The sequence below is a fragment of the Sphingomonas sp. CFBP 13714 genome (assembly GCF_014842205.1).
Classification (GTDB): domain Bacteria; phylum Pseudomonadota; class Alphaproteobacteria; order Sphingomonadales; family Sphingomonadaceae; genus Sphingomonas; species Sphingomonas aerolata.
This window is the reverse complement of record NZ_JACYVG010000002.1, coordinates 474,507-498,967: the sequence shown is the minus strand read 5'-3', so window position 1 is coordinate 498,967 and position 24,461 is coordinate 474,507. Positions and strand designations below refer to the sequence as shown.

Below are 24,461 nucleotides of genomic sequence, written 5' to 3'. Positions count from 1 at the left end.
GTTCAGGCGACGAGCGCGGGCAAGGACGACGGCACGACTGCGGTCAGGTCTAGCACCAGCATCGGCTCGCCATCGCGATCGACCAGCCCCGACGCCGCCGCCGCCCAGCCGTGGTTGAGCGCCAGTCCCGACGACAGCGGCAGCCGCTCGAACGGCGCGACATCCTCAAGCGAGTCGACCAGGATCGCATAGTCATGCCCGTCGACCTGCGTGATGACTGCCCGCCTGGCAGTTTCGGGCGTCGGCGCGAGCCCCAGCGCGGTGCCGGTGTCGATCACCGTCACGACCCGGCTGCGAAGCGCGGTCAGCCCACGGATCGCCGCCTCCGCCTGCGGCACCGCGACGACATCACCGATATCGACGACCGAGCCGACCTGCTCTGCCGGAATCGCGACGCCGCGCCCGGCGATATGCGCGATCAGAAACAATTCCATCAGCGCGCTCCCCCACTCGTCACGGCGCGAATATACGGTGCTGAATCCTCTTGTTGCGCGCCGGCCTGCGCCGCGACCCGCCGCGCGAGTTCCTCGATCAGCGCCGGACGGTCATAGCGATAGATGCTGTGGTCCTGCGCACCTGTACCCTCCCGATTACGGCGCAGCGTGACGATCGGGGCGGCGACCGCCTCGACCGGCCCATCCTCCATCGCCAGCGCGACCGCAGGCGTCTCGCCCGCGGCGAGGCGTGTCACACACCGATAGCCCGACGCCTCGAGCGCGGGTTTGAGGAACGTCTCCATCCACCCGCTGCTGTCGCTCTGCAACAGGCAGACCGGGCGCGAAGCGCGCCGGACCGGCTCGCCCGCGAACAACGCGTGTGGATCGATCAGCTCGACCTGCTCACCGCCGATGATCACGACGCCCGCGATCGGCCCGCCGCCATTAGCCGGCGCCATTTCGGGCGGCAATTCGACGATCTCGATGGCCTCCGCGATCGCATAGGCCATCTCGCTGTCGCCATCGGTCAGACGGAGTACGGCGACCTCTTCCCGGTCGCCGATCGTGCCGACCGAATGCAACGGCACGATCGCCCCGCCGATGGCGAGACGCAGCGCGCCCGCCGTAAAGCTGATCGCCGACGTCGCCACCGGTTCGACCCGGTCGATCACCGCCAGCGCGATCACGCGGCGCTTTCCGTCCAGATCGTCGAACAACAGCGCCTGTACGCCGGCAACGCTGTCCGCCGCCGCCTCGTCGTGCGCGACCGCGAGGGCGGAAAACCGCAGCCCCGCGACATGCGCGATCCCCGCTCCGTCGAGCAGCAGCATCGGCAGGCCGCTGTCGGGCAGCGTCTGGCCGGCGTAGACGCCGGTCGCCATCACGTGCGGCGAGGCGGGTTTGACGACCAGTTCCTCCGCGTCGAGAACATCGTCGACGCCGAGCGCATAATCGCCTTCGCGGGTCGACACGATCACGAGCGTGCCAGGGTCATGGTCGCCCAGCCCGAACAGCGCGGCCAGCGAAACCAGCGGCATCCGCCGTCCCCGAACCGCGACGGCCGATGCATCTCCGATCGTGTCGATCCGCACCTGCGTTCCACGGACCCTGACGATCTCCTCGATCGACTGCCGCGCCAGCGCGAAACGCTGCGTCCCCACGCTGACGATGATCGTCGACAGGATCGACAGCGTCAGCGGCACGTGAATGACGATCCGCAGACCCCGGCCGGGCATGTTGCACAGCGCGATGCGTCCGCCGATATGCTCAATGTTGGCGCGCACGACATCCATGCCGACGCCGCGTCCCGAGACTGTCGTGACCGTGTCGCGGCTCGACAGCCCCGCTTCGAATACGAGATCGAGCTTTGCGTCCTCATCCATCGCGCCGATCTGCGCTTCGGTACGCACGGCTTGGTCCTTGGCCTTGCTGACGATCCGCGCGACGTCGATGCCACGTCCGTCGTCGCTGATCTCGATGAGGATCTGGTTGCCCGACTGGCGTGCGGACACGACGAGTCGCCCCGTCGCGGGCTTGCCCGCGGCCAGACGGTCGGCCGGCGATTCGATCCCGTGATCGACGGCGTTGCGGATGATATGTGCCAGCGGATCGCGAATCAGCTCGATCAGCTCACGGTCGAGCTCGACGTCAGAGCCCTCGATCACCAGGTTGACCGCCTTGCCCAGTTCCGCGCTGGTATCGCGGACCATGCGCGGCAGCGCCGAGAACAGCGCATCGATCTTCTGCATCCGGGTCCGCGTCACCGTGTCGCGCATGTCCGCGACGGTCAGCGAGAGCCGTTCGAGCGCAGCATCGACATGCGGATCGCTGACGTTATCTCGCAATCGCCGCGCCAGTTCGTTGCGGGCGAGCACCATGTCGGACATGCCGCTCATCATCCGGTCGAGCAGATCGACATTCAGACGGACGCTGCGGCTGCTGGCCCGCACGGTTGCGACATGTACGGGCACGGCCGCCGGCGCGGCGTCCTCCGCCAGCGCCGTGATCAGCAACTCCTCGCTTGCATCGTCCAGCGCTGCGCCGGCATCGATCGCCTCGACGATCTCGCCGATCCGGTCGACAATCGCGAGCACGGCATTCACCAGCGCGGTGTCGGGCACCCGCTTGTTGTCCCGAACCGCCGCAAGCACGTCTTCAGCGGCGTGGCTCAGCCGGGCCAGCCGGGGGATGTCGAGAAACCCACAGCTGCCCTTCACCGTGTGAACGAAGCGGAAGATTGCATCGAGCCGCGCGCGATCCGTCGGCGCCGCCTCCCAGGCGACAATCTCGCCCGACAGCGCCTCCAGCGTCTCGCGCGTCTCGGCTATGAATTCCTGTAGAAGATCGTCCATGCGGGCCCCGGAACGCGTGCGTCGGGCCCGTCATGACGAACAGGGGTTAAGGCCGCGTTAGGATCGCTCCTCCCCCACCGCACCACCGTATCCAGCCAAATTATCGCGCGTTGAACACCGCACCGAAGATCATGACGCCGTCGGAGGGTTCGAAGATCTGCATGCTGCCCCCGCTCTCGGCGACGAGCGTGTGCACCATATAGGCGGCGGCCGCGCGCGGCGTTACCGCCGTATCGCCAGGACCGTCGACCAGCGTCCGACGAATTTCGAAGTCCAGGACGAGCCGCGGCCCCTCGACCTTCACGACCACCTCGAAATGGCCGGCATTGTCCTCGCCGCCAATCTCCATCCGGCCGCCACGCACCAGCGATTCGCTGCCGATCAGCACCAAATTGAGCAGGACCTTGATCGCCGCCTTGGGCATCGTTTCCTCGTCCACGAGCCAGGCGAGCTCGATCCGCTTGTTCTCGGCGATCAGCCCTTCAATCGCGGACTTGGCCTCGCGGGTTGCGACCTCCTCGCCAAATCCTCCCGCAGCACCGAAGGCCAAGCGAAAGAATTTCAGCTTGCTCGCCGATGCGCGTGCGCTGTCTGCCAGCAGCTCCATGCACCGCGCACGCATTGCCGGATCGGTTTCGTCTGCCAGCAGTTCGAGCCCGTTGTTGAGCGCGCCGACCGGCGACAGCAGGTCGTGACACAAACGCGAACACAACAGGCTGGCAAAATCGACCGGGCTGACAGTCATGAATATCCTCTCGAAAACATGTGCCGTTCTGACCTCGCCACGATTGGCTGGCAAGCGGCAAGGCGCATCGTTGGCGCTTCGCGCTTTATGCTCCGTGGATCACGTCAAATCAGCACAATGGCAACCTCGGCAAATGCGCCGGGGGCGTGAGAGCGCCAAGCGCGGGCTTGCCTGCCGCCGATGATCAGCCAGATCGCTCCGTCGCCCATCGCCTGCGCGGCGTCGCGCGGCGACGGCACGGGGTTGCCCGTGGGATGCGAGTGGTAATGACCGATGACCGCTGGGCCGCCGTGGCGCGCGCGACGATGTGCGGCCAGCAGCGCTGCAGGATCGATTTCGAAGCTGTGGGCGGGATGGTTCGCGACGTTCTCGCAAGGCTCTGCCGTCGCGATGGCTCCCGGCGTACCGAAGAGCAGTCCGCAAACCTCCTCCGCCGGCGATGCCGCCGCCCGTGCAAGGATCCGATCGAGGACGCCGCTTGAAATCGTAACGCTCATCGCCACATCGCTACCGCATGGACCGGGGGGTTGCCACGATTGAAGCGAAAATTGCCGCGGCGGCCGATGGATGGCGTCTCGACCGGGCGCTCGCGGATGCCGTTCCGACGATGTCACGCGAACGGCTGAAGACGTTGATCGCCGCCGGTGCGGTATCGCAGGCGGGTCAGGCTTGGCGCGATTCTTCGAAAAAAGCGTCCGCCGGTCAGACCTTCGCGATCGCCGTGCCGCCACCGACGCCGCTGCATAACGAGGCGCAGGACATCCCGCTCGTCATCGCCTATGAAGACGAGCATCTGATCGTCGTCGACAAGCAGGCGGGTCTGGTCGTGCATCCCGCAGCGGGCAATTTCGACGGCACGCTCGTCAACGCGCTGCTTCACCATTGCGCGGGCAATCTTTCGGGGATCGGCGGGGTCGCGCGTCCGGGCATCGTCCACCGGATCGACAAGGATACCTCCGGGTTGATGATCGCCGCGAAGAGCGACCGCGCGCACGAGGGACTGGCCAAGCAGTTCCACGATCACAGCATCGACCGCCGCTACCGCGCGATCGTCGGCGGGATCCCGCGCCCTTCCTCAGGGACCGTCGATGCCCCGCTGGCGCGCAGTCCGCAAAACCGGAAGAAGATCGCCATCGTCCAGGGCGGCAAACGCGCCGTCACGCATTTCACGACGCTGCAACCGCTTCGCGATGCCGCGCTGGTCGAGTGCCGGCTCGAAACGGGTCGCACGCATCAGGTGCGCGTCCACATGGCCTCGATCGGGCACGCCTTGCTCGGCGACCCGGTCTACGGTAGAAACCGGCCCGGCCAGAAGACGCTGCTCGAAACGCTTGGTTTCCGCCGTCAGGCCTTGCACGCCGCGTATCTCGGGTTCATCCATCCTATAAATAGTAACGCTTTGGCGTTCGAAAGCAGGATGCCTGCGGACATGCAGGAACTGTTCAGCGAGCTTCACGTATAGATATCGGACCCTGCCGCAGTGCGGTATGGTTTCGCAGAAAGGGAAGACTACCATGGCAGCCCGCTCCAACGTTCCAGCGACGATACCTGCGCTCGGCAGCGAGGCGGGTCTCAATCGCTATCTCGCCGAGATCAAGAAATTCCCCATCCTGCAACCTGAGCAGGAATATATGCTCGCCAAGCGGTTCCAGGAGCATGGCGACACCGATGCTGCGGCGCAGCTGGTGACGTCGCATCTCCGTCTCGTGGCGAAGATCGCCATGGGCTATCGTGGCTACGGCCTGCCCACCTCCGAGCTGATCTCTGAGGGCAATATCGGCCTGATGCAGGGCGTGAAGAAATTCGAGCCGGAGCGCGGCTTCCGCCTCGCGACTTATGCGATGTGGTGGATCCGCGCGTCGATCCAGGAATATATCCTGCGCAGCTGGTCGCTCGTGAAGATGGGCACCACCGCAGCACAGAAGAAGCTGTTCTTCAATCTGCGCCGGATGAAGAGCCGCCTCGACGCGTTCGAGGACGGTGATCTGCGCCCTGAGCACGTGACGAAGATCGCCACCGATCTCGGCGTCGCCGAGACTGACGTCGTCAGCATGAATCGCCGCATGGCGATGGGTGGTGACACCTCGCTCAACGTGCCGATGCGCGAGGACGGCGAAGGCCAGTGGCAGGATTGGCTGCAGGACGACGCACCGCTCCAGGACAAGATCGTTGCCGACGCACAGGAGGCCGACGTCCGCCACTCGATGCTGGTTTCCGCGATGGACGACCTCAACGATCGTGAACAGCATATCCTGACCGAACGCCGCTTGACGGATGATCCTAAGACACTCGAGGAATTGTCTCAGGTCTATGGCGTCTCGCGCGAGCGAGTCCGCCAGATCGAAGTTCGCGCGTTCGAGAAGCTGCAAAAGGCTATGATGCGCATCGCCGGCGAAAAGCGCCTGCTCGCCGCCTGACGCCGTGCGCACCGTCGTCATCGGCGGCGGTGCGGCCGGTATTGCGGCGACGCGGACGCTCCATGACGCCGCGCATGACGTGTTGCTGGTCGAGGCGAGCGACCGACTTGGTGGTCGGGCGCATAGTCTATCGATAGACGCGTTATTGAGCCGCGAGGGCAGTAAGGCAGAGGCGGATCCTGTCCTTGCGGGGTCTCATGTCGATACCGGTTGTGGGTGGCTCCACTCCGCGCAGCGCAACCCATGGACCGCGATCGCGGAACTTTCGGGTTTCAGCGTCGACCGGTCGGACGCGAACTGGCGCACGCAATGGCGTAACCTCAGTTTTTCACCCGAAGAGCAGGCGTCTTCGTCCACTGCCTATCAGGAGTGGAACGCCCGCGCATTGGCGGCAGTCGACGGTCCCGACCGCGCCCTGTCCGAGTTTGTCGGTGTGAACGATCCATGGCGGCCGAGGATCGACGCAATCTCAGGCTATGCGAATGGCGCCAGCCTGTCGCAGGTTTCGCTCCATGACTGGGCCGCGTATGAAAATGCGGCGTCGGACGATAATTGGACCGTGAAGCAAGGCTATGGCACGCTGGTCGCCAGCCACGCCTCCGGTCTGCCGATCCGCCTCACGACGCCGGTCACCCGTATCGACCATGGCGGTCGGCGGATCAGGCTCGACACGCCGTCCGGGACGATCGACGCGGATCATGTCATCGTCTGCGTACCCACCACGGTGCTTGCCGGGTCGCAGTTCCTGTTCGACCCGCCCCTGCCCGACAAGCACGCAGCCGCCGCCGATCTCCCCCTGGGTCTGGCGGACAAGGTGTTCCTGCATGTCGATCGCCCGGAATGGCCGGCGAATGCGCATCTCGTCGGCAACCCCTATGCCGCCTGTACCGCCAGCCACCGCCTGTCGCCGTTCGGCTGGCCGATCGTCGAAAGCTTTTTTGGCGGCGACTGCGCGGAGATGCTGGAGGATGGCGACGCCGCGGCGTTCGCGATCGATGAATTGGTCGCCCTGCTCGGCAGCGACTGGCGCCGTCGCTTCACGCCGCTTGCCGCGACGCGCTGGCGTCACGTACCGTGGATCGGCGGCAGCTATAGCCATGCGCGGATCAGGTGCGCGGGCCAGCGTGCGGTGCTCGCCGAGCCGGTCGACGGCCGGATCTTCTTCGCCGGCGAGGCCTGTCACCGTGAGGATTTCTCTACGGCGCACGGCGCATATGAAACCGGCGTCGCGGCGGCGCGGGCGATCATTGGCGGGGGCGCGGTGATCGCATAAGGAGCGGCGATGGGCCTTATCCGCATCCTCGCCAAATTCGCGTTCGTCTTCGTCGTCGTGACGGTCGCCTGGGTCGGCCTGTACCGGGTCGTCCCGCCGCCCTTCACCTTCACGATGATGGGCGACCTGCTGTCCGGGCATACGGTGACCAAGGACTGGATGCCGTTGTCGGAGATGGATCCCGACATGGCGCGCGCCGCGATTGCGGGCGAGGATTCGGGGTTCTGTTCGCACAGCGGCTTCGACTTCAAGGCGATCGCCGGGGCTGCGGCGCGCAATGCGCAGGGCGGGCGGATCCGTGGCGGGTCGACGATCAGCCAGCAGACCGCGAAGAACGCGTTCCTGTTCCAAGGGGGCGGCTATATCCGCAAGGCGTTCGAGGCGTATTTCACCGTTCTGATCGAGACGCTGTGGCCGAAGCGGCGGATCATGGAGGTGTATCTCAACATCGCCGAGACCGGGATCGGCACCTATGGCGCCAATGCCGGGGCGATCCGGTATTTCAACCATGATGCGTCGCGGCTGTCGGCGACCGAGGCGGGGCGGATCGCGGCGGTGTTGCCGCTGCCGAAGAAGCGGGCGGCGATCGCGCCGCGCGGTTTCGTCCGCCGCCACGGCAACACGCTGTCGCGCCGCGTCTCGACGGTCCGCACCCAGGGGCTCGACGGCTGCCTCCGCTAGGGACCGGCAGCCGCCGCACCCGGCAGATCAGAACGGCAGCTTGAAGCCCGGCGGGAGCTGCAGGCCGCTGGTCATCTTGGACATTTCGGTGCCCGACACCGCATCGGCCTTGGCGCGGGCATCGTTAAACGCGGCGGTCAGCAGATCCTCGAGCATCTGCTTCTCGCCGACCTGCATCAGCGAATCGTCGATCGCGATGCCGATGATCCGGCCCTTGGCGGACGCCTTGACCTTGACCAGACCGCCACCCGACGCGCCCTCGACCTCGATCGTGTCGAGATTGGCCTGCGCCTTTTCGAGTTCGGTCTGGACGTTCTGCGCCATGGCGAGGATTTCGTCGATATTCTTCATGCGTTGCTCCTTTGACCCGGCCACGATTCAAGCTTGGCGTCGGGAAACGCTGCCACCGCGGCCTTCATGATGGGGGATTCGAGAATGGCCTGCTTCACCGCCTCGTCGGCGGCGTCCTGCGCCTCGCGCAGCGTCGGTTCGCCCGGCGCGTCGACGATCGACACCTTCCAGGCGGTCCGCGTGACCGACTTCAGCAGCGTGCCCAGTTCGGCCAGCGTGTCGGCCGAGACCGGCCTGCTGCCGCTGAGCGCGAATTCGGGCGGCGCATAGGAGACGATCCGCGCGCCGTGACGCAGCCGCGCGGCGATCGCCAGCCCGCCCGAATCGTCGAGCAGATCGACCAGAGCCGCGAAGGTCGGCGGCAGGATCGGCCCGGTGTCGACGGGTGCCGGCGCAGCGGACGCCCCCGCCCCGGCCCAGGGCGGTGCCTCGCCGGAGGATGCGGGAGCGGGCGCCGGCGCCTGTGTCGACGCGGTGGCCGCAGCTGCGGGTGGCGGAGCGCCGGCGAGCTGCCGCGCGAGTTCGCCGGGATCGGGCAGCGTCGATGCGTATATCGTCCGCAGCAGCGCCATCTCCGCCGCCTCGATCGGCAACACAGCCTTTGCGACCTCGTCATGGCCCTTGAGGAACAGCTGCCAGAGACGGTGCAGCGCGGGGTAGGACAGGTTGGCCGCCCACTCCTCGCGCGCGGTGCGCTCCTCCGCGGGCTGCGCGGCGTCGGCGGGCGTGCCGACCTTGGTCAGCGTGATGCCGTGAACGGTTTCGAGCAGCGACCGGAGCACCGACAGCGGATCGACGCCATAGTCATATTGCCGCCGCAGTGAGGCGAGCGCCCCCGCCCCGTCGCCCGCCAGGATCAGTCCGAGCAGGTCGCGCACCGCGCCGCGATCGGACAGGCCGAGCATCTGCCGCACCGCGTCCGCGGTGACGCCGCCACCTTCGAGCCCGGCATGCGCGATCGCCTGGTCGAGGATCGACAGGCCGTCACGCGCCGACCCTTCCGCGGCGCGCGCGATCAGCATCAGCGCCTCGGGCTCGGCGACGACGCCTTCCTCGGTCGACACCCAGGCGAAGTGCTTGGCAAGCTGTTCCGCCGAGATGCGGCGCAGGTCGAAGCGCTGGCAGCGCGACAGGACCGTCACCGGCACCTTGTTCACTTCGGTCGTCGCGAACAGGAACTTCACATGCGCGGGCGGTTCCTCCAGCGTCTTCAGAAGCGCGTTGAACGCGTTCTTCGACAGCATGTGGACTTCGTCGATGATGTAGATTTTGAAGCGCGCGGTGACCGCCGAATAGCGCGACGCGTCGATGATCTCGCGGACGTCGTCGACGCCGGTATGGCTCGCGGCGTCCATCTCGATCACGTCGATATGGCGGCCCTCGGCGATCGCGCGGCAGGGTTCGCAGACGCCGCACGGGTCGATCGTCGGACCACCCTGCCCGTCCGGACCGATGCAATTGAGCGCCTTGGCGATCAGGCGCGCGGTCGACGTCTTGCCGACCCCGCGCACGCCGGTCATCAGAAAGGCATGCGCCAGCCGGTCGCGCTTGATCGCGTTGCCGAGCGTCTGGACCATCGCGTCCTGCCCGATAAGCTCGGAAAAGGTCTGCGGGCGGTATTTGCGCGCGAGCACGCGGTACGCGACATCCGCCTTAGCAGCCGGCTGCGGCGGTTCGCCCAGGTCGAAGGAATCTGACATTGCGGTCGTCATAGCGGCTGTCGGGTCCGGTGTCGAAGGGCATGGCCGGGACCGCGAATGTTGCGAATGTTGAGACGATAGCGCGATTCAACATTGGGCGTCGGGTCGACATCGGGCGTCGTCGCGGTGCAGCGCGAGGTCGGGATGCGGCCGTTCGGGACGGCGTATCGAGGGCCGGAACTGGGAACGATCTGGGCCATGGTGCGGCGTACCACAAACGCGGGCAGATTTACAGCGAAATGGAACGTTTCGGGAACGTCTTTGCGAAAGCTGTTTGGGATCAGGGGTTTGTTGGGAAGGTAGGGGCGCCACGGCTAAGCCGTGTCGTCAGACGGCGCTTTGCGCCGCTGGCCGCGCTCGCATGGCGCATCGCCATGTTCGCGGTGGGAGCCGGGACGACCCGGGGCGAAATCGTTGTGGCTGCTTCCTTCCGGATCTGACCAAGTTGGCGACGACCCCGTCCGCCCGACTCCCGCTGCGCATATGGCGGGGTCGGACGGGATGATCAAGCCGCTTTAAGGCCTGACCCGGGGGAAGGCCCGTTCTTAGCGGTTGACGCGGACCGTGCGGCAGACGCGCTGGCGATGATGGTTGCGGACCACGTTGCGGCAGACCTGACGCGTGCGCGTACGATGACGGACGCCGGGGCGGTTGTCGTTGTGACGGACGACGGTCCGCTCATGGACGACGGTGCGCTGTGCGGATGCCTCGGCGGCGAAGCCGACGGGCGCGAGGCCGGTGAGCGCAACGAGACCGGCGGCGGCGAGAGTAAACAACTTCATGGAAAGTCTCCTGAGCGGTCTGGATTCGCGTGAATCCCATAACCTATGTTAGCAAACTCACCCCGCCTCATTACGGTTCCGTATCAACGACGGAAACAGCGGCGAACCGGGCCGTAATAGCCGCGCTGGATGCGGCAAACGACGCGCGAGCGGCCATAGCCGCGCGGCCCGCCATAGCCGTAATGCGCGCGATAGCCGCCGTGGTGCCCGCGATAGCCGCCGCGATATCCATCCCGGTACCCGCCCCGGTAGCCGCCCCGGTAGCCGCCCCGGTAGCCGCCATCCCGATAGCCGTCATAGCGATGGCGCGGGCCATGCCAGCCGCGGTCATGATGCCCGCCGCCACGCGGCCCGTCCCAGCCGTAACGCTGTGCGTCCGCGGGGGCCGCTGCGACCATGGTACCGGCGGCCAGGGCGCCGGCGGCGAAGAAAGCGATGATCCTCATGAGAGCTACTCCACTCGAGCCCCGGGCAGCGGGGCTGTATCAATGCCCCGTATACTGGGGCGGTGGAGGCTTGATCGCCGAACCGCCGTGGCTCGACGCTGAACCGGCCGTTGTCATTCTGTAAGGTTCGCCCGGTCGGTCAGCCGGGGATGCGCACCGTCAGTCCGTCGAGCGCCTCGGTCAGGCGGATCTGGCAGGCGAGCCGGCTGGTCCGGGTCGCGCCGGGGGCGAGATCGAGCATGTCCTCCTCGTCCGCGCTTGCCGGCGGCAACCGTGCGACATCGGCGGCGTCGACGATGACATGGCAGGTCGCGCAGGCAAGCTGGCCCTCGCACGTGCCCTCGAGCGGCTGGCCGTCCGCCTGCGCGGCGTCGAGCAGCCGGTCGCCGGGGGTGGCGGCGACGCTGCGCATGCTGCCGTCGCGGGCGATGAAGTGGACGATCATGGGAAGCGGACGATCATGGCCATTGCCCTTCCGCCGCGGCCGCGATCGCGTCGATCGCGGCCGCGAGGTCTGTTTCGGTGGTGTAGCGGCCGAAGCCGAGGCGGATGCTCGACCGGGCCTGGGTCTCGGTCAGCCCGATCGCGCGGAGCACATGGCTCGACCGCCCCGACCCGCTCGCACAGGCCGAGCCTGCGGAAAAAGCGATGTCGCGCAGGTCGGACATCAGCCGGTTCACGTCGAGCGCGTCGCGACGGATGTTGAGATTGCCGTGATAGCGCGGGTCGGTGGCGCCGTTGATCGTCCAGCCGGGGCCGAGCCGGTCGCGCGCGAGCGCCCAGAGCCGGTCGACATGCGCGGCATCCTGATCCCTGCGGTCGGCCATCAGCTGCGCGGCGACGCCGAAGCCGGCGCATAGGGCGGGCGACAGCGTGCCCGAGCGGCCGGGCGCCTCCTGCCCGCCGCCGTGCAGCAGTGGGGCGAGCGTGACGCCGTCGCGGATCCACAGCGCACCGATGCCCTTGGGGCCGTGGATCTTGTGCGCGGAGATAGCGATCAGGTCGACGGTGTCGGGGATCGCTACGCGGCCATAGCCCTGGACCGCGTCGCACAGCAGCAGCGCGCCGGCAGCGTGCGCGGCCTCGGCAAGCGCGGCGATCGGCTGGATCACGCCGATCTCGTTGTTGACGAGCATCGCCGCGACCAGACCCGTGCGGGCGACGGCATCGGTGTCGACGATCCCGTCCGGGCCGACCGGCAGGATCGTCACGTCGCGCCCCTGCGCTGCTTCCGCCGCCGCGGTGTCGAGCACGGCGGCGTGTTCGGTGGCGAGCGTCGTGATCGGCCCGGCGGTGCCCTTGATCGCCCAGTTGAGCGCCTCGGTCGCGCCGCTGGTGAAGGCGACGCGGCCGCCGGGGGGGAGCAGCGCCGCGACCTGATCGCGCGCGAATTCGACGGCGGCCTTCGCGCGGCGGCCTTCGCGGTGGGGCGAATGCGGGTTGGCGTGCTGCGATTCGAGCCAGGGGAGCATCGCGGCCAGCGCCTCGGGCGCGAGCGGGGTGGTCGCCTGATAGTCGAGATAGCTCATGCCGCCGCCCTGATGTCGCGGGCGATGCGCGTCCACGCCTCGGCGAAGCGCGCGACGTCGTCGGCGGTGGTGGTCCAGCCGAAGCTGACGCGGACGACCTGCGCGGCGGCGTCGGCGGGATAGCCCATCGCGGCGAGGACATGGCTCGGGCGCATGCTGCCCGACGAACAGGCGCTGCCCGCCGAGACCGCGAACCCGGCCATGTCGAGGCGGATCAGCTGCGCCGCCGCGCCGACGCCGGGCATCCGGTAGGAGGCGATGGTCGGGATGCGGGGGCTGGCCTGCCCGACGATCTCGCCCCCATGTGCGAGGATCGCGGCGTCGAGTTCGGCGCGCAAGTCGGCGAGCGGCGCGAACCAGTCGCGCGGGGCCTCGAGTGCGGCGGCAAAGCCCAGCGCGCCGGGGAGATTCTCGGTTCCGCCGCGATAGCCGCGCTCCTGCCCGCCGGTCGGATCGAGCAGGCCGAGGTCGCGGACGAGCAGCGCGCCGATCCCGGGCGGGCCGCCGAGCTTGTGCGCGGAGACGATGATCATGTCGGCGTCGGGAAGCGGGAGCTTGCCGGCGGTCTGCGCGCAGTCGGCGATGCGGGTGGTGGCGGTTGGGGGCTGGAGGACGCCGGTTTCGCTGTTGGCGGACTGGAGCGCGGTCCAGTCCCGCCCCTCGGTCCTGACGATGCCGCCCGCATCGACGTCGAGCATGACCGGGCGGTCCGCCGCGCGCAGGACCGCGTCATGCTCGACCGCCGCGACGCCGATGCCTGGCCGGCCGCGCAGCGCGAGGCTTGCGGATTCGCTCGCGCCGCTGGTCAGGATCACGTGGTGCGGCCAGCCGAGCGCCTGCGCGATCCGCCGCCGCGCACCCTCCAGCGCCGCCCGCGCCGCCCGCCCCTCGGCATGCGGCGAGGACGGGTTCGCCCAGCGCGCCATGCCCTCCATCACCGCCGCGACGGCCTCCGGACGCATCGGCGTCGTGGCGGCGTGATCGAGGTAGATGCGGGGTTCGTTACGGGACAGGGTCGGTTCCAATTGCGAAAAGGGGTGCATTACCTATATAGCGCGCATCGTCCGGCACTCCACCCGAGTGCGTATCCCAGCTCGCGAGTGCCCATGCCAGAAGTCATTTTTCCCGGTCCCGAAGGCCGTCTCGAAGGTCGTTTTGCGCCGGGTCCGCGCCCGCGCGCGCCCGTTGCGATGATCCTCCACCCGCATCCGTCGGCGGGCGGCACGATGAACAACGCGATCGTGCAGCAGCTCTACAAGACCTTCCAGCGGCGCGGCTTTGCGACGCTGCGGTTCAACTTCCGCGGGGTCGGCAAGAGCCAGGGCGTGTTCGACAACGGCGTCGGCGAGCTCTCCGATGCGGCGAGCGCGCTCGACTGGGTGCAGAGCTTCCATCCCGAGGCGCAGACGACGTGGATCGCGGGCGTCAGCTTCGGTGCGTGGATCGGCATGCAGCTGCTGATGCGTCGCCCCGAGATCCGCGGCTTCATCTCGATCGCGCCGCCTGCCAATCTGTACGACTTCACGTTCCTGGCACCCTGCCCGTCGAGCGGCATCATCATCCAGGGCGAGGGCGACGAGGTCGCGACGCCGGGTGCGACGCAGAAGCTGGTCGACAAGCTGCGCACGCAGAAGCACATCACCATCCATCACGACACGATCCCGAAGGCGAACCACTTCTTCGAGCATGAGATGCCCGAGCTGATGGGGTCGGTGGACAAGTATCTCGACATGCGGCTGGATCCTAACAGCCCCATTCGGTGAACCTCTGCCCTTCTCCCCTCGGGGTAGAAGGTGGCGCGGTAGCGCCGGATGAGGGCACGTTGGGGGAGCGTTGCGCTTCACCACGTGCCCTCACCCTCCCACCGCTGCGCGGCGGGCCCCTCCCTCTCCCCCGGGGGGAGAGGGGTTAGAGGGTCCAGATTGCTACGTTGGCTAGCAGGACTGCGGCCATCACCAGCATGAGTATGCCCTTGCGGCGGTCGTGGTTCTTTACGATCAGCGTGATGCCGCCGATCAGGCAGGCGAACATGCCGAGCATGGCGATGGCGGGCGCGGCGGCGGCGATGGCGGTCAATGCGGCGGTCATGCGGCCAGCACCGCGGCATAGGCGGCGCGGTCGACATTGCCGCCGGACAGGATGACGAGCAGCCCGGGCTCGGGATGCACCTTGCCCGCCAGCAGCGCCGCGAGCGCGACCGCGCCGCCGGGTTCGACCACCAGCCGCAACCGCTCCGCCGCCCAGCGCTGCGCCGCCGCGGTCTCCGCCTCGCTGACCGCGACGCCGGTCGCATCGCGGCGCGACAGCACGTCGAAGGTCAGGGGCGACACGCGCTGCGTCTGGAGCGAATCGCACGCGGTCGGCGGCGGGTTCGGCCCGACCGGCTCGATCCACGACGCTTCGAGCGACCGCCGCATGTCGTCCCACCCCTCGGGCTCGACCACCGTGATCGCCGCGTCCTTGACCGCGAGCGCGACCCCCGCCGCAAGCCCGCCGCCACCGCACGGGACGACGATGCGCGACGGCGACCCCAGCCCCAGCGCCGCCATCTGCGCATGCGCCTCGATCCCCGCGCTGCCCTGCCCCTCGATGATCCACGGATCGTCGAAGCTCGGCACCAGAGTCGCGCCGCGCGCCTTGGCGAGCCGTGCGGCGATCGCCTCGCGGCTTTCGGTCGCGCGGTCATAGGCGACGACTTCCGCGCCGAGCGCCAAAGTCGCGTCGCGCTTCGTGCGCGGGGCGTCCGACGGCATGACGATCGTCGCGGCGATGCCGAGTCGCCGTGCCGCCCAGGCCACACCCTGCGCATGATTGCCCGACGAGAAGGCGACGACGCCCCGCGCCCGCGTGGCCTCGGGAATCGCGGTCAGCCGATGCCAGGCGCCGCGAATCTTGAACGCGCCGACCGGTTGCAGCGATTCCGCCTTGAACGCGACCGCTATTCCCCTGATTTCAGCCACGAACAGCGGCGTCGGCGGCAGGATGCGCGCGATCTTCTCTGCCGCGTCACGGACCCCGGCCCGTGTCGGCTGTCGCAAAATCGTCACACGTCGTCTCCTGTGGTGCAGATGCTATTTACATGGGGGGCGTGCGCCCCTAAATCGCGCTTCCGCTGCCCCATGGGACTTCCAACCGCAAGGCAGTGTTTTCGTAATTTGTCTCAGGACATTGGAGGTCCCTTGAATTGGTCAAGCATCATATCGCGCTGGGGTTAGCGAAAGCCCATTCGACCGCCGACACTCCCCTCATCGGGGGCGGCATCGACATCGCTAAGGGGCGCCCGGTCAATCCGGTCACGCTCGTTCGTCCGCACGCTGCTGCGCGCGCCGCTCGGTTCTTCGTCGAGAAGTTCCCGGGCCGCTCGATGTATGCGGTGAAGGCGAATCCATCTCCCGAACTCCTGCAGATCCTGTGGGACAATGGCATCACGCATTATGACGTGGCGTCGATCGCCGAAGTGCGCCTGGTCGCGCGGACGCTGCCCGAGGCGACCCTGTGCTTCATGCACCCGGTCAAGGCCGAGGAAGCGATCGCCGAGGCGTATTTCACGCACGGTGTCCGCACCTTCAGCCTCGACAGCCTGGAAGAGCTGGACAAGGTCGTGCGCGCCACCCGCGAAGCCACCGACCTGACGCTGTGCGTCCGGCTGCGCGTGTCGTCCGAGCATTCGAAGCTGAGCCTCGCGTCGAAGTTCGGTGCCGCACCGCATGAAGCCAAGGAACTGCTGTTCGCGGCCCGCCAGGCGGCGGACGCACTCGGCATCTGCTTCCATGTCGGCAGCCAGGCGATGACGCCGGAAGCCTATTCCAACGCGATGGAGCGCGTCCGCGCGGCGATCGTCGAGGCAGCGGTCACGGTCGACGTGATCGACGTCGGCGGCGGCTTCCCGTCCTCCTATCCGGGGATGGAGCCTCCTCCGCTCGAGCGCTTCTTCGAGACGATCCACCGTGCGTTCGAATCGCTGCCCGTCAGCTATTCGTCCGAGCTGTGGTGCGAGCCCGGCCGGGCGCTGTGCGCGGAATATTCGTCCATCATCGTGCGCGTCGAGAAGCGCCGCGGGACCGAGCTGTACATCAACGACGGCGCGTACGGCGCGCTGTTCGATGCGGCGCATATCGGCTGGCGCTTCCCGGTCGAGCTGCTCCGCGAGCCGGACAGCCGTGCCAAGGACATGGAGTTCAGCTTTTACGGTCCGACGTGCGACGACATGGATCACATGGCCGGGCCGTTCCTGCTGCCCGCCGACATCCAGGCCGGCGACTATATCGAGATCGGCATGCTCGGCGCGTACGGCTCGGCGATGCGGACCGCGTTCAACGGGTTCGGATCGGACGAGACGGTGATCGTCACCGACGAGCCGATGGTCTCGCTGTACGACGAACGGTACCAGGACCTCGCGTCCAACGTCGTCACGCTGTAACCACTAGCTATTATTTCTACCGTCATTCCCGCGCAGGCGGGAATCCATAAACGCTATCGGCGCGGCTCCACCTAGCCCCCGAGTTTATGGATCCCCGCCTGCGCGGGGATGACGACGTTTGAGGATGATGACCATGACCGAAGACACCCGCATCGACGCGCAGCGCAAGGCTGAGCTCCTGTCCACCACCGTCGAGCATATCGACATCACCAGCTTCGACGCGCGGCCGATCGTCGACGCGATGAAGAAGATGTCGTTCACCAGCCGCGACCTCGGCCGTGCGACCGACATCTACAACCAGATGCTCGCCGACAAGGACTGCACGATCTTCCTCGTGATCGCAGGCAGCACGAGCGCTGGCGGCTGCATGGACCTCTATGCCGAGCTGCTGCGCAACAACATGATCGACGGCATCGTCGCGACCGGCGCGACGATCGTCGACATGGATTTCTTCGAGGGCCTCGGCCACAAGCATTACCAGGCGCTCGAGGTGCCGCACGACGACGTGCTGCGCTCGCTGATGATCGACCGGATCTACGACACCTATATCGACGAGGAAGAGCTCCAGCACGTCGACCACACGATCTTCGAGATCGCCGAGACGCTGGAACCCCGCCCCTATTCGAGCCGCGAGTTCATCCGCGAGATGGGCAAGTACCTCGTCGAGCACGGCAAGAAGGAGAACAGCCTCGTCAAGCTCGCCTATGAGCATGACGTGCCGATCTTCTGCCCGGCGTTCGTCGACAGCTCGGCAGGCTTCGGCCTGGTCAAGCACCAGGTCGATGCCGCGAAGGCGGGCAAGCCGTACATGGTCCTCGACGCGATCGCCGATTTCCGCGAGCTCACCGAGATCAAGATCAAGGCGGGCACCACCGGCCTGCTGATGATCGGCGGCGGCGTGCCGAAGAACTTCATCCAGGACACCGTGGTGTGCGCCGAGATCCTCGGTCACGACGACGTCCAGGTCCACAAATATGCGGTGCAGATCACGGTCGCCGACGTGCGCGACGGTGCGTGCTCATCGTCGACGCTGCAGGAGGCGGCGTCGTGGGGCAAGGTCAACACCGGCATCGAGCAGATGGTGTTCGCCGAAGCGGGTTCGGTCATGCCGCTGCTCGCGTCGGACGCGTATCACCGTGGCCTGTGGAAGGACCGTCCGGTCCGCAAGTGGGGCGCGAGCTTCGACAAGGCCTGAGGCGGGCGCGCTGATCCTCCCCTGCAAGGGGGAGGATTCTGCGATTGCTCCCGGTGCGGGATTGATGCAGCCTCCTCCGGGGAACCGGGGGAGGCTTTTTCATGCATGACGACCTGATCCACAGCGAGATCCTGCGGCCGATGGTCGCGCTGATCGCCTGGACGCTGGTGATGCTGCTCTGGATGCTGGCGACCCGGCTGCCCGCGATGAAGGCGGCGGGGGTCGACCTCAGCCAGCTCGTCGGCACGCGCGCCGCCGACGCGGACCGTTCGCTGCCCGCGAGTGCGCAGTGGAAGGCGCATAACTACAACCATCTGATGGAACAGCCGACGCTGTTCTACGAGGTGTGTGCGGTGCTTGCGCTCAGCCATACCGGCGACGGGGTCAACGCGTGGATCGCCTGGGCCTATGTCGGCTTGCGGGTCGCGCACAGCATCGCGCAGGCGACGACCAACCGGGTGCAGACGCGGTTCATCCTGTTCCTGCTGTCGAGCCTCGCGCTGATCGCGCTCACGCTGCACGCGGCGATGGCGGTATTCTGACGGGACCATTGCCGGGGATGCGTGTCGATCGCCCCTTCCCCTGCGCAATCGGGATCGGCTAGCTACCGCGCCATGACCTTCGACCGCCGAACCTTGCTCGCCCTGCCGCTCGCGGCCGGGATCGCCCCCGCCGCCCTGCTCTCCGACGCCGCCGGCCAGTCCGCGACGAACGGGAGCGCCAGTCGAGGCGCGCGGCTCGCCGGCGATCCGGTCTGGCCGCCCGCCGAGCGGTTCGCGCTGTGGCCCGGCATTCCCGCCGGCGCGCCGACCCCGCTGCCGCGCCCACGCCCGATGATCACCGGACGCCCGGGCGGCTACCGCGACGTGCAGATGCGCGGTGTCGTGCAGCCCGAAGTCGGCGTGTTCCGCGCCGCCCGCCCCGATGGGCGTGCGGTGCTGGTCTGCCCCGGCGGCGGCTATTCGATCACCTCGCTGCGCAACGAGGGGATCGACGTCGCGCGGGTGCTGAACGGCTTCGGCATCACGGTGTTCGTGCTGAGCTACCGGATGCCGGGCGAAGGCTGGGCGGACCGCGCCAACGTGCCGCTATCCGACGTGCAGCGCGCGATGCGGCTGATCCGCGCCAATGCGAAGCGCTATGCGATCAACCCCGACACGCTCGGCGTGCTCGGCTTCTCGGCGGGCGGGCATCTCGCCGGGTCGCTCGAGATCCATCATGGGCTCGAGGTCTATCGCCCGGTCGATGCCGCGGACCGGCTGTCGGCGCGGCCGGCCTTTGCGGGGCTGATGTACGCGGTGTCGAACATGGATCCGGGGCGCAGCCATGGCGGGTCGCGCGCGCAGCTGCTCGGGCCCAATCCCGATCCGGCGATGCAGGCGCGCTATGCGATCGACCGCAATCTGCGCAGCGGCGACGCGCCGCTGTTCCTGGTTCATGCCGAGGACGACGACACGGTGCCGGTCGCCAACAGCCTCGACATGCTCGCCGCCGCGCGCCGCGTCGACATTCCGGTCGAGGCGCATATCCTGCGGCGTGGGCGCCACGGCTTCGGCACGCGGCTGCCCGCGAGTTCGCCGGGTTCGCTCTGGCCGCAGCTGTTCGACCGCTGGATGCGCGAGGCGATCGGGCCCGAAGCGCCGCTCTGACGGCGGGTGTGTGTGCCCGGGGTTAGCCGAACACCCGCTTCAGCGACCGTTCGAGCATCATCAGCTGCCACAACGTGCGGCCATGCTCGGCGCGCCCGCCGCGATGTGCCTCGGCGAGCACGGTGATCGCGGCCATGTCGAACCACCCCGTCTCGGCGAGCATCCGCGATGATCCGAGCGCGCTCGCCTCGCCCGCCAGCGCGCCGCGGAACCACGCGCTGATCGGCGTCACGAAGCCCATTTTCGGGCGGTAGAGGATGTCTTTGGGCAGATAGGGCTCCATCGCCTTCTTCATCAGCCATTTGCCCTCGCCGTGGCGCAGCCGCATGCCGACGGGCAAGGTCGCGCAGAACTCGACCAGCCGGTGATCGAGCAGCGGTTCGCGCGCCTCGAGCCCGACCGCCATGCTGGTGCGGTCGACCTTGGTCAGGATGTCGCCGGGCAGCCAGTGCTTGAGATCGGCATATTGCGCGCGGTCGATCGCGTCGCGCGCGGGGGCAGCGGCCATCGTCGCGACATAGCGCTCCTCCGCGCGGTAGCCGCCCAGCGCGGCTTTCGCGGCGCCCGAGAACAGCCGCGCGCGCACCTCTGGCGTCGTGACGCCGACCGAGCGGGCATAGGCCTCGCCCCCGCCTGCCGCGAGCGCGAGCAGGGTCGACTTGGCGCGGAACGGTCGCGGTGCCCAGTCGGCCTTGGGATAATGCCGGCCGAGCGCGCCGAATATCTGCGTCCTGAGATGCGCGGGGAGCATCCCGCGCACGCGTTCCTCCGCGGCCTGGAAGCGGTAGCGGCGATAGCCCGCGAGCGCCTCGTCCGCGCCGTCGCCCGACAGCGCGACCGTCACCCGCTCGCGCGCCAATGCGCAAACCTGATAGGTGGCGAGCGCGGATCCGTCGGCGAACGGCTCGTCGAACGCGGCGACCAGCGTGTCGATCAGCGCAAAATCGTCGGGATCGACGACCCGCTCGGCATGATCGGTCGCGAAGCGGCGTGCGATCGTCGTCGCATGGCCGCGCTCGTCATGCCCCGCCTCGTCGAAGCCAATCGTGCAGGTGCGGACCGCGCGCGGGCTCGCCTCCGCCATCAGCGCGACCACCGCCGAGCTGTCGACCCCGCCCGACAGGAACGCGCCGAGCGGCACGTCCGCGACCATCCGCGACCGCACGCCCGCGCGCATCCGCTCGACCAGTTCCTCGCCCAGCGCCTTGGTGGAGCCGGTCGCACGGTTGGAGAAGTCGACGTCCCACCAGCGACGCGGCGCGGGCATGCCGCGCCCGCGCTCGATCAGCAGGAAATGCCCGGCCTCGAGCTTCTTCACGCCCGCGACGAGGCAGGCGTCGTCGGGGACATAGCCGAGCGCCATGTAATCCTCGACCGCGGACAGATCGGGCGCGCGCCGCACCAGCGGGTTGGCGAGCAGGCCCTTCAGCTCGGAGGCGAACGCGACCGAGCCGTCCGCCAGCTCGACATAATGAAGCGGCTTCACCCCCAGCCGGTCGCGCGCGAGGAACAGCGCGCGGGCGCCCGCATCGTGGATCGCGAAGGCGAACATGCCGTTCAGCCGGTCGAGCATCGACGGCCCCCAGGCGCGCCAGCCGTGGAGCAGCACCTCGGTATCGCCCTTGGTCCGGAACCGCGCGCCGCCTGCGATCAGATCGGCGCGAAGCTCGGCGAAATTGTAGATCTCGCCGTTATAACTGATCGTCAGCTCGCCGTCGGACATCGGCTGCGGCGAGCCTTCGAGGTCGATGATCGACAGCCGGCGATGCCCCAGCCCGACGCCCGGCGCGGTCCAGATGCCGTAGCCATCGGGACCACGATGCGCGAGCGCGGCGATCATCGCCTGGATGCGGTTCGGATCGACCGGCTTTGGCGTGCCCGGGTGGAAGATCCCGGCAATCCCGCACATTCAGCGCAGGCCCGCGGCGTGATCGGCGACAATGCCCACCGGCCCGAGCGCGGCAAGGAAGCGCGCCATCGGTCGCGGATCGCCGCCCTCGACCGACAGATGCACCGCAACCGCGCGCTGCGGTCCGCCGAACAGCCGCGCCTTCATCGTCTCGATCTTCACGATCATCCCGTCATCGGTGGTAGCATCGCCGACCCGGTACCACGTCGCGACGATGCGCTCCACGGGTCCGGGCGCAGTAATCCGCATCGCCGAACCGCGCGCCCCCGCAGCGTCCGCGACCGGGGGAAGATCGGCGACGCGGACCCAGCGATCCTCCTCGCGCAGCACCCCCGTGCCGAACGCGATCAGCTCGTGCCCGTCGCCCTGCCGCCCGAATACCGCGAGCGCCATGTCGACGGTCGCGCCCGAGGCGTCGGCATAGCGGCCGAACAGATAATGGTCGGCGCCGGGATACCAGGGCATCCACGGCGCGCGGACGCTGACATCGACGCGGTGCCAGCCGGGCACGTCGGGCAGCGTGATATGCGCTGGCAGCATTTGCCGCCGCCCCGCGATGGCCGTGCTCCATGCGGGAAACGCCGATGCCACCGCCAGCACGAGCAGCGTGATGATGGCGAGGTCGCCGCGATAGCGCGGGACCGCCTGCAGCTGCGCGGGATCGAAGGCGGGATCGTCGGGCGCGCGGTCGAACCAGCGCCAGCCGATCGCGAGCACCGCCGCCATCACGAGCGCGAAGAACAGCCAGCCATAGACGATGTGGTCGATTCCCGTCGCCGCCTCGACCGAGGTCAGCTCGGCCGCCCAGATCGTCCCGAACGCGCGAAACCCGTTGGCGACGACCGGCACGACCACCGATACGATCAGGAACACCGCGCGGCGCCGGCACGACACGAAACAGACATTGGCGACCAGCACCCCGAACGCGACCATCGCGATCACGAACTTGGCGCCCGAGCACGCCTCCGCGACCTCGAAATAATAGCGGCCGGCATGGATCAGCACGCCGTCGACGACCGCGGGCACGCCGACCAGATGCAGCAGCGGCATGACGATCACGACGGTCGCCGCCTGCAACGGCGGCTCGATCCCCTCGCCGAAGGGCACGAGGAACAGCGCATAGCCGAGCGGAAACAGCAATCCGCGCGCGACATTGGGGCCGAGGATCGCGACGACCGCGCCCTGCAGCATCAGCACCAGCCCGAGGTGCCGCGCGAGATTGACCGAGGCAGCGTCGCCCATCAGCCACCCTGCCCCGCCGACCGCGACCAGCGCCAGCCCCGGCCACCAACCGACCGGCGTCAGCTGCGCGAGCTCGCTACGCCGCTGCCACACCAGCCAGGCGATCACCGGAGCGATGAACAGGCAGTGCCCGAAGGTCGTGCTGGTCCACCAGATCGTCGTCAGATCGGCGACGTCGCGGCGGAACAGCGCGAGCAGCAGGATCGCCACGATACCGAGCGCGAGCAGATGCCGGGGCCAGGACGTCGCGGGTCGATCGGTCACGATGCGGACCGGCTGCCATCGACTCCGAACAGCGCATCCAGCGGCGCAAGCCGCGCGTCCCAGCCATAGCGTCGCAGCACCTGCGCGCGCGCCGCCCGCCCGAGGTCGGCCGCGTCGGTGGGTGCGTCGAGCAGCGCGAGGACCTGCGCGGCGAACTCGCTCGCGTCCGCCGCGACGCGGATCGTGCCGGCGTGGTCGATGCCCTCCGCCGCCGCCGCCGAGGCGACGACCGGCCGCGCCATCGCCATCGCCTCCAGCACCTTGTTCTGGATGCCGCGGGCGAGCTTCAGCGGGGCGACGCAGACATCGGCTGCGGCAAGCCAGCCGCGTACGTCGTCGACCGCGCCGGTGACGATCACCGCGTCGCCTGCCAGCGCCTGCACTGCGGGGGTTGGGGCGCGGCCGACGATCGCGAACCGGGCTGTCGGGTGGCGCGTGCGGATCCGGGGGAGGATGTCGCAGGCGAACCAGGTCACGGCGTCGATATTGGGGCGGTAGTCCATCTGGCCGGTGAAGACGATCAGTGGGTCTGCGTGGGCCGCACTCTGTACCGCCTTACTCTTTACCGCCCCGGCGGAGGCCGGGGTCCAGTTGGGGGACGTTGATGGCGACGGACTGTCCGCCGTTACTGCGACCTTTCCAACTGGGCCCCGGCCTTCGCCGGGGTGGTGGGATGGGGTTTCGGCCTGCCCGCGATGCGCAGCCGGATCGGGCGCCCTGCCCTTCACCTCCCCGGCGGAGGCCGGGGTCCAGTTAAGGGACGTTGATGGCGACGGACTGTCCGGTGTTACTGCGGCCTTTCCAACTGGGCCCCGGCCTTCGCCGGGGTGGTGAGATGGGGTTGCGGCCTGCCCGCCATGCGCAGCCGGGTTGGTCGCGCTGCCCTTCACTTCCCGGGCGGAGGCCGGGGTCCAGTTGGGGGACGTTGATGGCGACGGACTGTCCGTTGTCACTGCGACCTTTCCACCTGGGCCCCGGCCTTCGCCGGGGTGGTGGGATGGGGGTGCCGCCTGCCCTGCCTGCCCTGCCTGCCCCGCCTTCTCAGCCTGCGCAGCCGGATCGAACGTGGC

24 protein-coding genes, 1 other RNA gene and 1 pseudogene are annotated in these 24,461 nt (G+C 68.3%); 9 read left to right on the top strand and 17 right to left on the bottom strand.

Features of this window, described 5'->3' with window-relative positions:
• Positions 1-2 precede the first annotated feature (2 nt).
• The 4 genes from IFT54_RS06780 to IFT54_RS06765 all read right to left on the bottom strand — a co-directional run bounded on the left by IFT54_RS06780 (position 3) and on the right by IFT54_RS06765 (position 4,030).
• Entirely contained in the window at positions 3-434 is a 432-nt protein-coding gene (locus IFT54_RS06780) for a chemotaxis protein CheW (RefSeq protein WP_056680424.1), read from the bottom strand.
• Positions 434-2,788, bottom strand: coding sequence for a chemotaxis protein CheA (locus IFT54_RS06775; protein ID WP_192070027.1), 2,355 nt, complete (start codon positions 2,786-2,788; stop codon positions 434-436). The genes IFT54_RS06780 and IFT54_RS06775 overlap by 1 nt, the downstream gene beginning before the upstream one ends.
• Before the next feature lie 100 nt (positions 2,789-2,888).
• Positions 2,889-3,533, bottom strand: a complete 645-nt coding sequence (locus tag IFT54_RS06770; RefSeq protein WP_192070026.1) for a histidine phosphotransferase family protein — start codon at positions 3,531-3,533, stop codon at positions 2,889-2,891.
• Positions 3,534-3,637: 104 nt separating this feature from the next.
• Positions 3,638-4,030, bottom strand: a complete 393-nt coding sequence (locus IFT54_RS06765) for a Mov34/MPN/PAD-1 family protein (RefSeq protein ID WP_056405530.1) — start codon at positions 4,028-4,030, stop codon at positions 3,638-3,640.
• Positions 4,031-4,047: 17 nt separating this feature from the next.
• On the opposite strand from IFT54_RS06765, the gene IFT54_RS06760 reads away from it, so the two are divergent.
• Genes IFT54_RS06760 through mtgA form a run of 4 tightly spaced genes read left to right on the top strand, consistent with a single transcriptional unit; the run spans position 4,048 to position 7,904 of the window.
• Entirely contained in the window at positions 4,048-4,995 is a 948-nt protein-coding gene (locus IFT54_RS06760; RefSeq protein WP_056405529.1) for an RluA family pseudouridine synthase, read from the top strand.
• A 52-nt stretch (positions 4,996-5,047) separates the two neighbouring features.
• A complete protein-coding gene (rpoH, locus tag IFT54_RS06755) occupies positions 5,048-5,950 on the top strand; it encodes an RNA polymerase sigma factor RpoH (RefSeq protein ID WP_031396358.1) in 903 nt (300 codons plus the stop codon).
• A 4-nt stretch (positions 5,951-5,954) separates the two neighbouring features.
• Positions 5,955-7,223, top strand: a complete 1,269-nt coding sequence (locus tag IFT54_RS06750) for an FAD-dependent oxidoreductase (protein ID WP_192070025.1) — start codon at positions 5,955-5,957, stop codon at positions 7,221-7,223.
• A gap of 9 nt (positions 7,224-7,232) precedes the next feature.
• On the top strand, positions 7,233-7,904 hold the full coding sequence (gene mtgA, locus IFT54_RS06745) for a monofunctional biosynthetic peptidoglycan transglycosylase (RefSeq protein WP_192070024.1): 672 nt from the start codon (positions 7,233-7,235) through the stop codon (positions 7,902-7,904).
• A 27-nt stretch (positions 7,905-7,931) separates the two neighbouring features.
• Here mtgA and IFT54_RS06740 read toward each other — a convergent pair whose 3' ends face one another.
• The 8 genes from IFT54_RS06740 to IFT54_RS06705 form a co-directional block, all read right to left on the bottom strand.
• Positions 7,932-8,255, bottom strand: a complete 324-nt coding sequence (locus tag IFT54_RS06740; RefSeq protein ID WP_031395321.1) for a YbaB/EbfC family nucleoid-associated protein — start codon at positions 8,253-8,255, stop codon at positions 7,932-7,934.
• Positions 8,252-9,955: a DNA polymerase III subunit gamma/tau gene (locus IFT54_RS06735; RefSeq protein ID WP_192070023.1), complete on the bottom strand. Its 1,704-nt coding sequence runs from the start codon at positions 9,953-9,955 to the stop codon at positions 8,252-8,254. The genes IFT54_RS06740 and IFT54_RS06735 overlap by 4 nt, the downstream gene beginning before the upstream one ends.
• Before the next feature lie 381 nt (positions 9,956-10,336).
• Positions 10,337-10,430: signal recognition particle sRNA small type (ffs, locus tag IFT54_RS06730), an RNA gene on the bottom strand.
• A 70-nt stretch (positions 10,431-10,500) separates the two neighbouring features.
• Entirely contained in the window at positions 10,501-10,737 is a 237-nt protein-coding gene (locus IFT54_RS06725) for a hypothetical protein (protein ID WP_031441523.1), read from the bottom strand.
• A gap of 83 nt (positions 10,738-10,820) precedes the next feature.
• The gene (locus tag IFT54_RS06720; protein WP_192070022.1) at positions 10,821-11,183 is read right to left on the bottom strand and encodes a hypothetical protein; all 363 of its coding nucleotides are present in this window, start codon (positions 11,181-11,183) and stop codon (positions 10,821-10,823) included.
• Between the two features lie 139 nt (positions 11,184-11,322).
• Positions 11,323-11,628 carry a 2Fe-2S iron-sulfur cluster-binding protein gene (locus IFT54_RS06715; protein ID WP_031441521.1) on the bottom strand — a complete coding sequence of 102 codons (306 nt, stop codon included), beginning with the start codon at positions 11,626-11,628 and terminating at the stop codon, positions 11,323-11,325.
• A 13-nt stretch (positions 11,629-11,641) separates the two neighbouring features.
• The gene (locus tag IFT54_RS06710) at positions 11,642-12,712 is read right to left on the bottom strand and encodes a cysteine desulfurase family protein (RefSeq protein WP_192070021.1); all 1,071 of its coding nucleotides are present in this window, start codon (positions 12,710-12,712) and stop codon (positions 11,642-11,644) included.
• The gene (locus IFT54_RS06705; protein WP_244648692.1) at positions 12,709-13,674 is read right to left on the bottom strand and encodes an aminotransferase class V-fold PLP-dependent enzyme; all 966 of its coding nucleotides are present in this window, start codon (positions 13,672-13,674) and stop codon (positions 12,709-12,711) included. Before IFT54_RS06705 ends, IFT54_RS06710 begins: the two co-directional genes overlap by 4 nt.
• A gap of 144 nt (positions 13,675-13,818) precedes the next feature.
• Between IFT54_RS06705 and IFT54_RS06700 the strand changes: the two genes are divergently transcribed.
• Positions 13,819-14,475 carry an alpha/beta hydrolase gene (locus IFT54_RS06700; protein ID WP_031395613.1) on the top strand — a complete coding sequence of 219 codons (657 nt, stop codon included), beginning with the start codon at positions 13,819-13,821 and terminating at the stop codon, positions 14,473-14,475.
• A 145-nt stretch (positions 14,476-14,620) separates the two neighbouring features.
• Here IFT54_RS06700 and IFT54_RS06695 read toward each other — a convergent pair whose 3' ends face one another.
• Both IFT54_RS06695 and IFT54_RS06690 read right to left on the bottom strand, forming a co-directional pair.
• Positions 14,621-14,800, bottom strand: coding sequence for a hypothetical protein (locus tag IFT54_RS06695; protein ID WP_056405521.1), 180 nt, complete (start codon positions 14,798-14,800; stop codon positions 14,621-14,623).
• The gene (locus tag IFT54_RS06690) at positions 14,797-15,759 is read right to left on the bottom strand and encodes a pyridoxal-phosphate dependent enzyme (RefSeq protein ID WP_192070019.1); all 963 of its coding nucleotides are present in this window, start codon (positions 15,757-15,759) and stop codon (positions 14,797-14,799) included. The genes IFT54_RS06695 and IFT54_RS06690 overlap by 4 nt, the downstream gene beginning before the upstream one ends.
• A gap of 137 nt (positions 15,760-15,896) precedes the next feature.
• Here IFT54_RS06690 and IFT54_RS06685 point away from each other — a divergent pair, with 137 nt between their 5' ends.
• The 4 genes from IFT54_RS06685 (at position 15,897) to IFT54_RS06670 (ending at position 19,976) form a co-directional block, all read left to right on the top strand.
• The gene (locus IFT54_RS06685; protein ID WP_031440749.1) at positions 15,897-17,132 is read left to right on the top strand and encodes a type III PLP-dependent enzyme; all 1,236 of its coding nucleotides are present in this window, start codon (positions 15,897-15,899) and stop codon (positions 17,130-17,132) included.
• 133 nt (positions 17,133-17,265) lie between these two features.
• Positions 17,266-18,327, top strand: a complete 1,062-nt coding sequence (locus IFT54_RS06680; protein WP_031396469.1) for a 1,9-bis(guanidino)-5-aza-nonane synthase — start codon at positions 17,266-17,268, stop codon at positions 18,325-18,327.
• Positions 18,328-18,443: 116 nt separating this feature from the next.
• Positions 18,444-18,869, top strand: coding sequence for an MAPEG family protein (locus IFT54_RS06675; RefSeq protein ID WP_192070158.1), 426 nt, complete (start codon positions 18,444-18,446; stop codon positions 18,867-18,869).
• Positions 18,870-18,941: 72 nt separating this feature from the next.
• The gene (locus tag IFT54_RS06670) at positions 18,942-19,976 is read left to right on the top strand and encodes an alpha/beta hydrolase (RefSeq protein ID WP_192070018.1); all 1,035 of its coding nucleotides are present in this window, start codon (positions 18,942-18,944) and stop codon (positions 19,974-19,976) included.
• A 22-nt stretch (positions 19,977-19,998) separates the two neighbouring features.
• Here IFT54_RS06670 and IFT54_RS06665 read toward each other — a convergent pair whose 3' ends face one another.
• The 3 genes and pseudogenes from IFT54_RS06665 to IFT54_RS06655 all read right to left on the bottom strand — a co-directional run.
• Complete coding sequence (locus tag IFT54_RS06665; RefSeq protein WP_192070017.1) at positions 19,999-21,885, bottom strand: XrtA/PEP-CTERM system amidotransferase; 1,887 nt, start codon at positions 21,883-21,885, stop codon at positions 19,999-20,001.
• On the bottom strand, positions 21,886-23,394 hold the full coding sequence (gene xrtA / locus IFT54_RS06660) for an exosortase A (RefSeq protein WP_192070157.1): 1,509 nt from the start codon (positions 23,392-23,394) through the stop codon (positions 21,886-21,888).
• Positions 23,388-23,924 (bottom strand): annotated as a pseudogene (locus IFT54_RS06655) (glycosyltransferase); the annotation flags it as partial. The gene xrtA and the pseudogene IFT54_RS06655, both read right to left, overlap by 7 nt.
• Positions 23,925-24,461 lie beyond the last annotated feature (537 nt).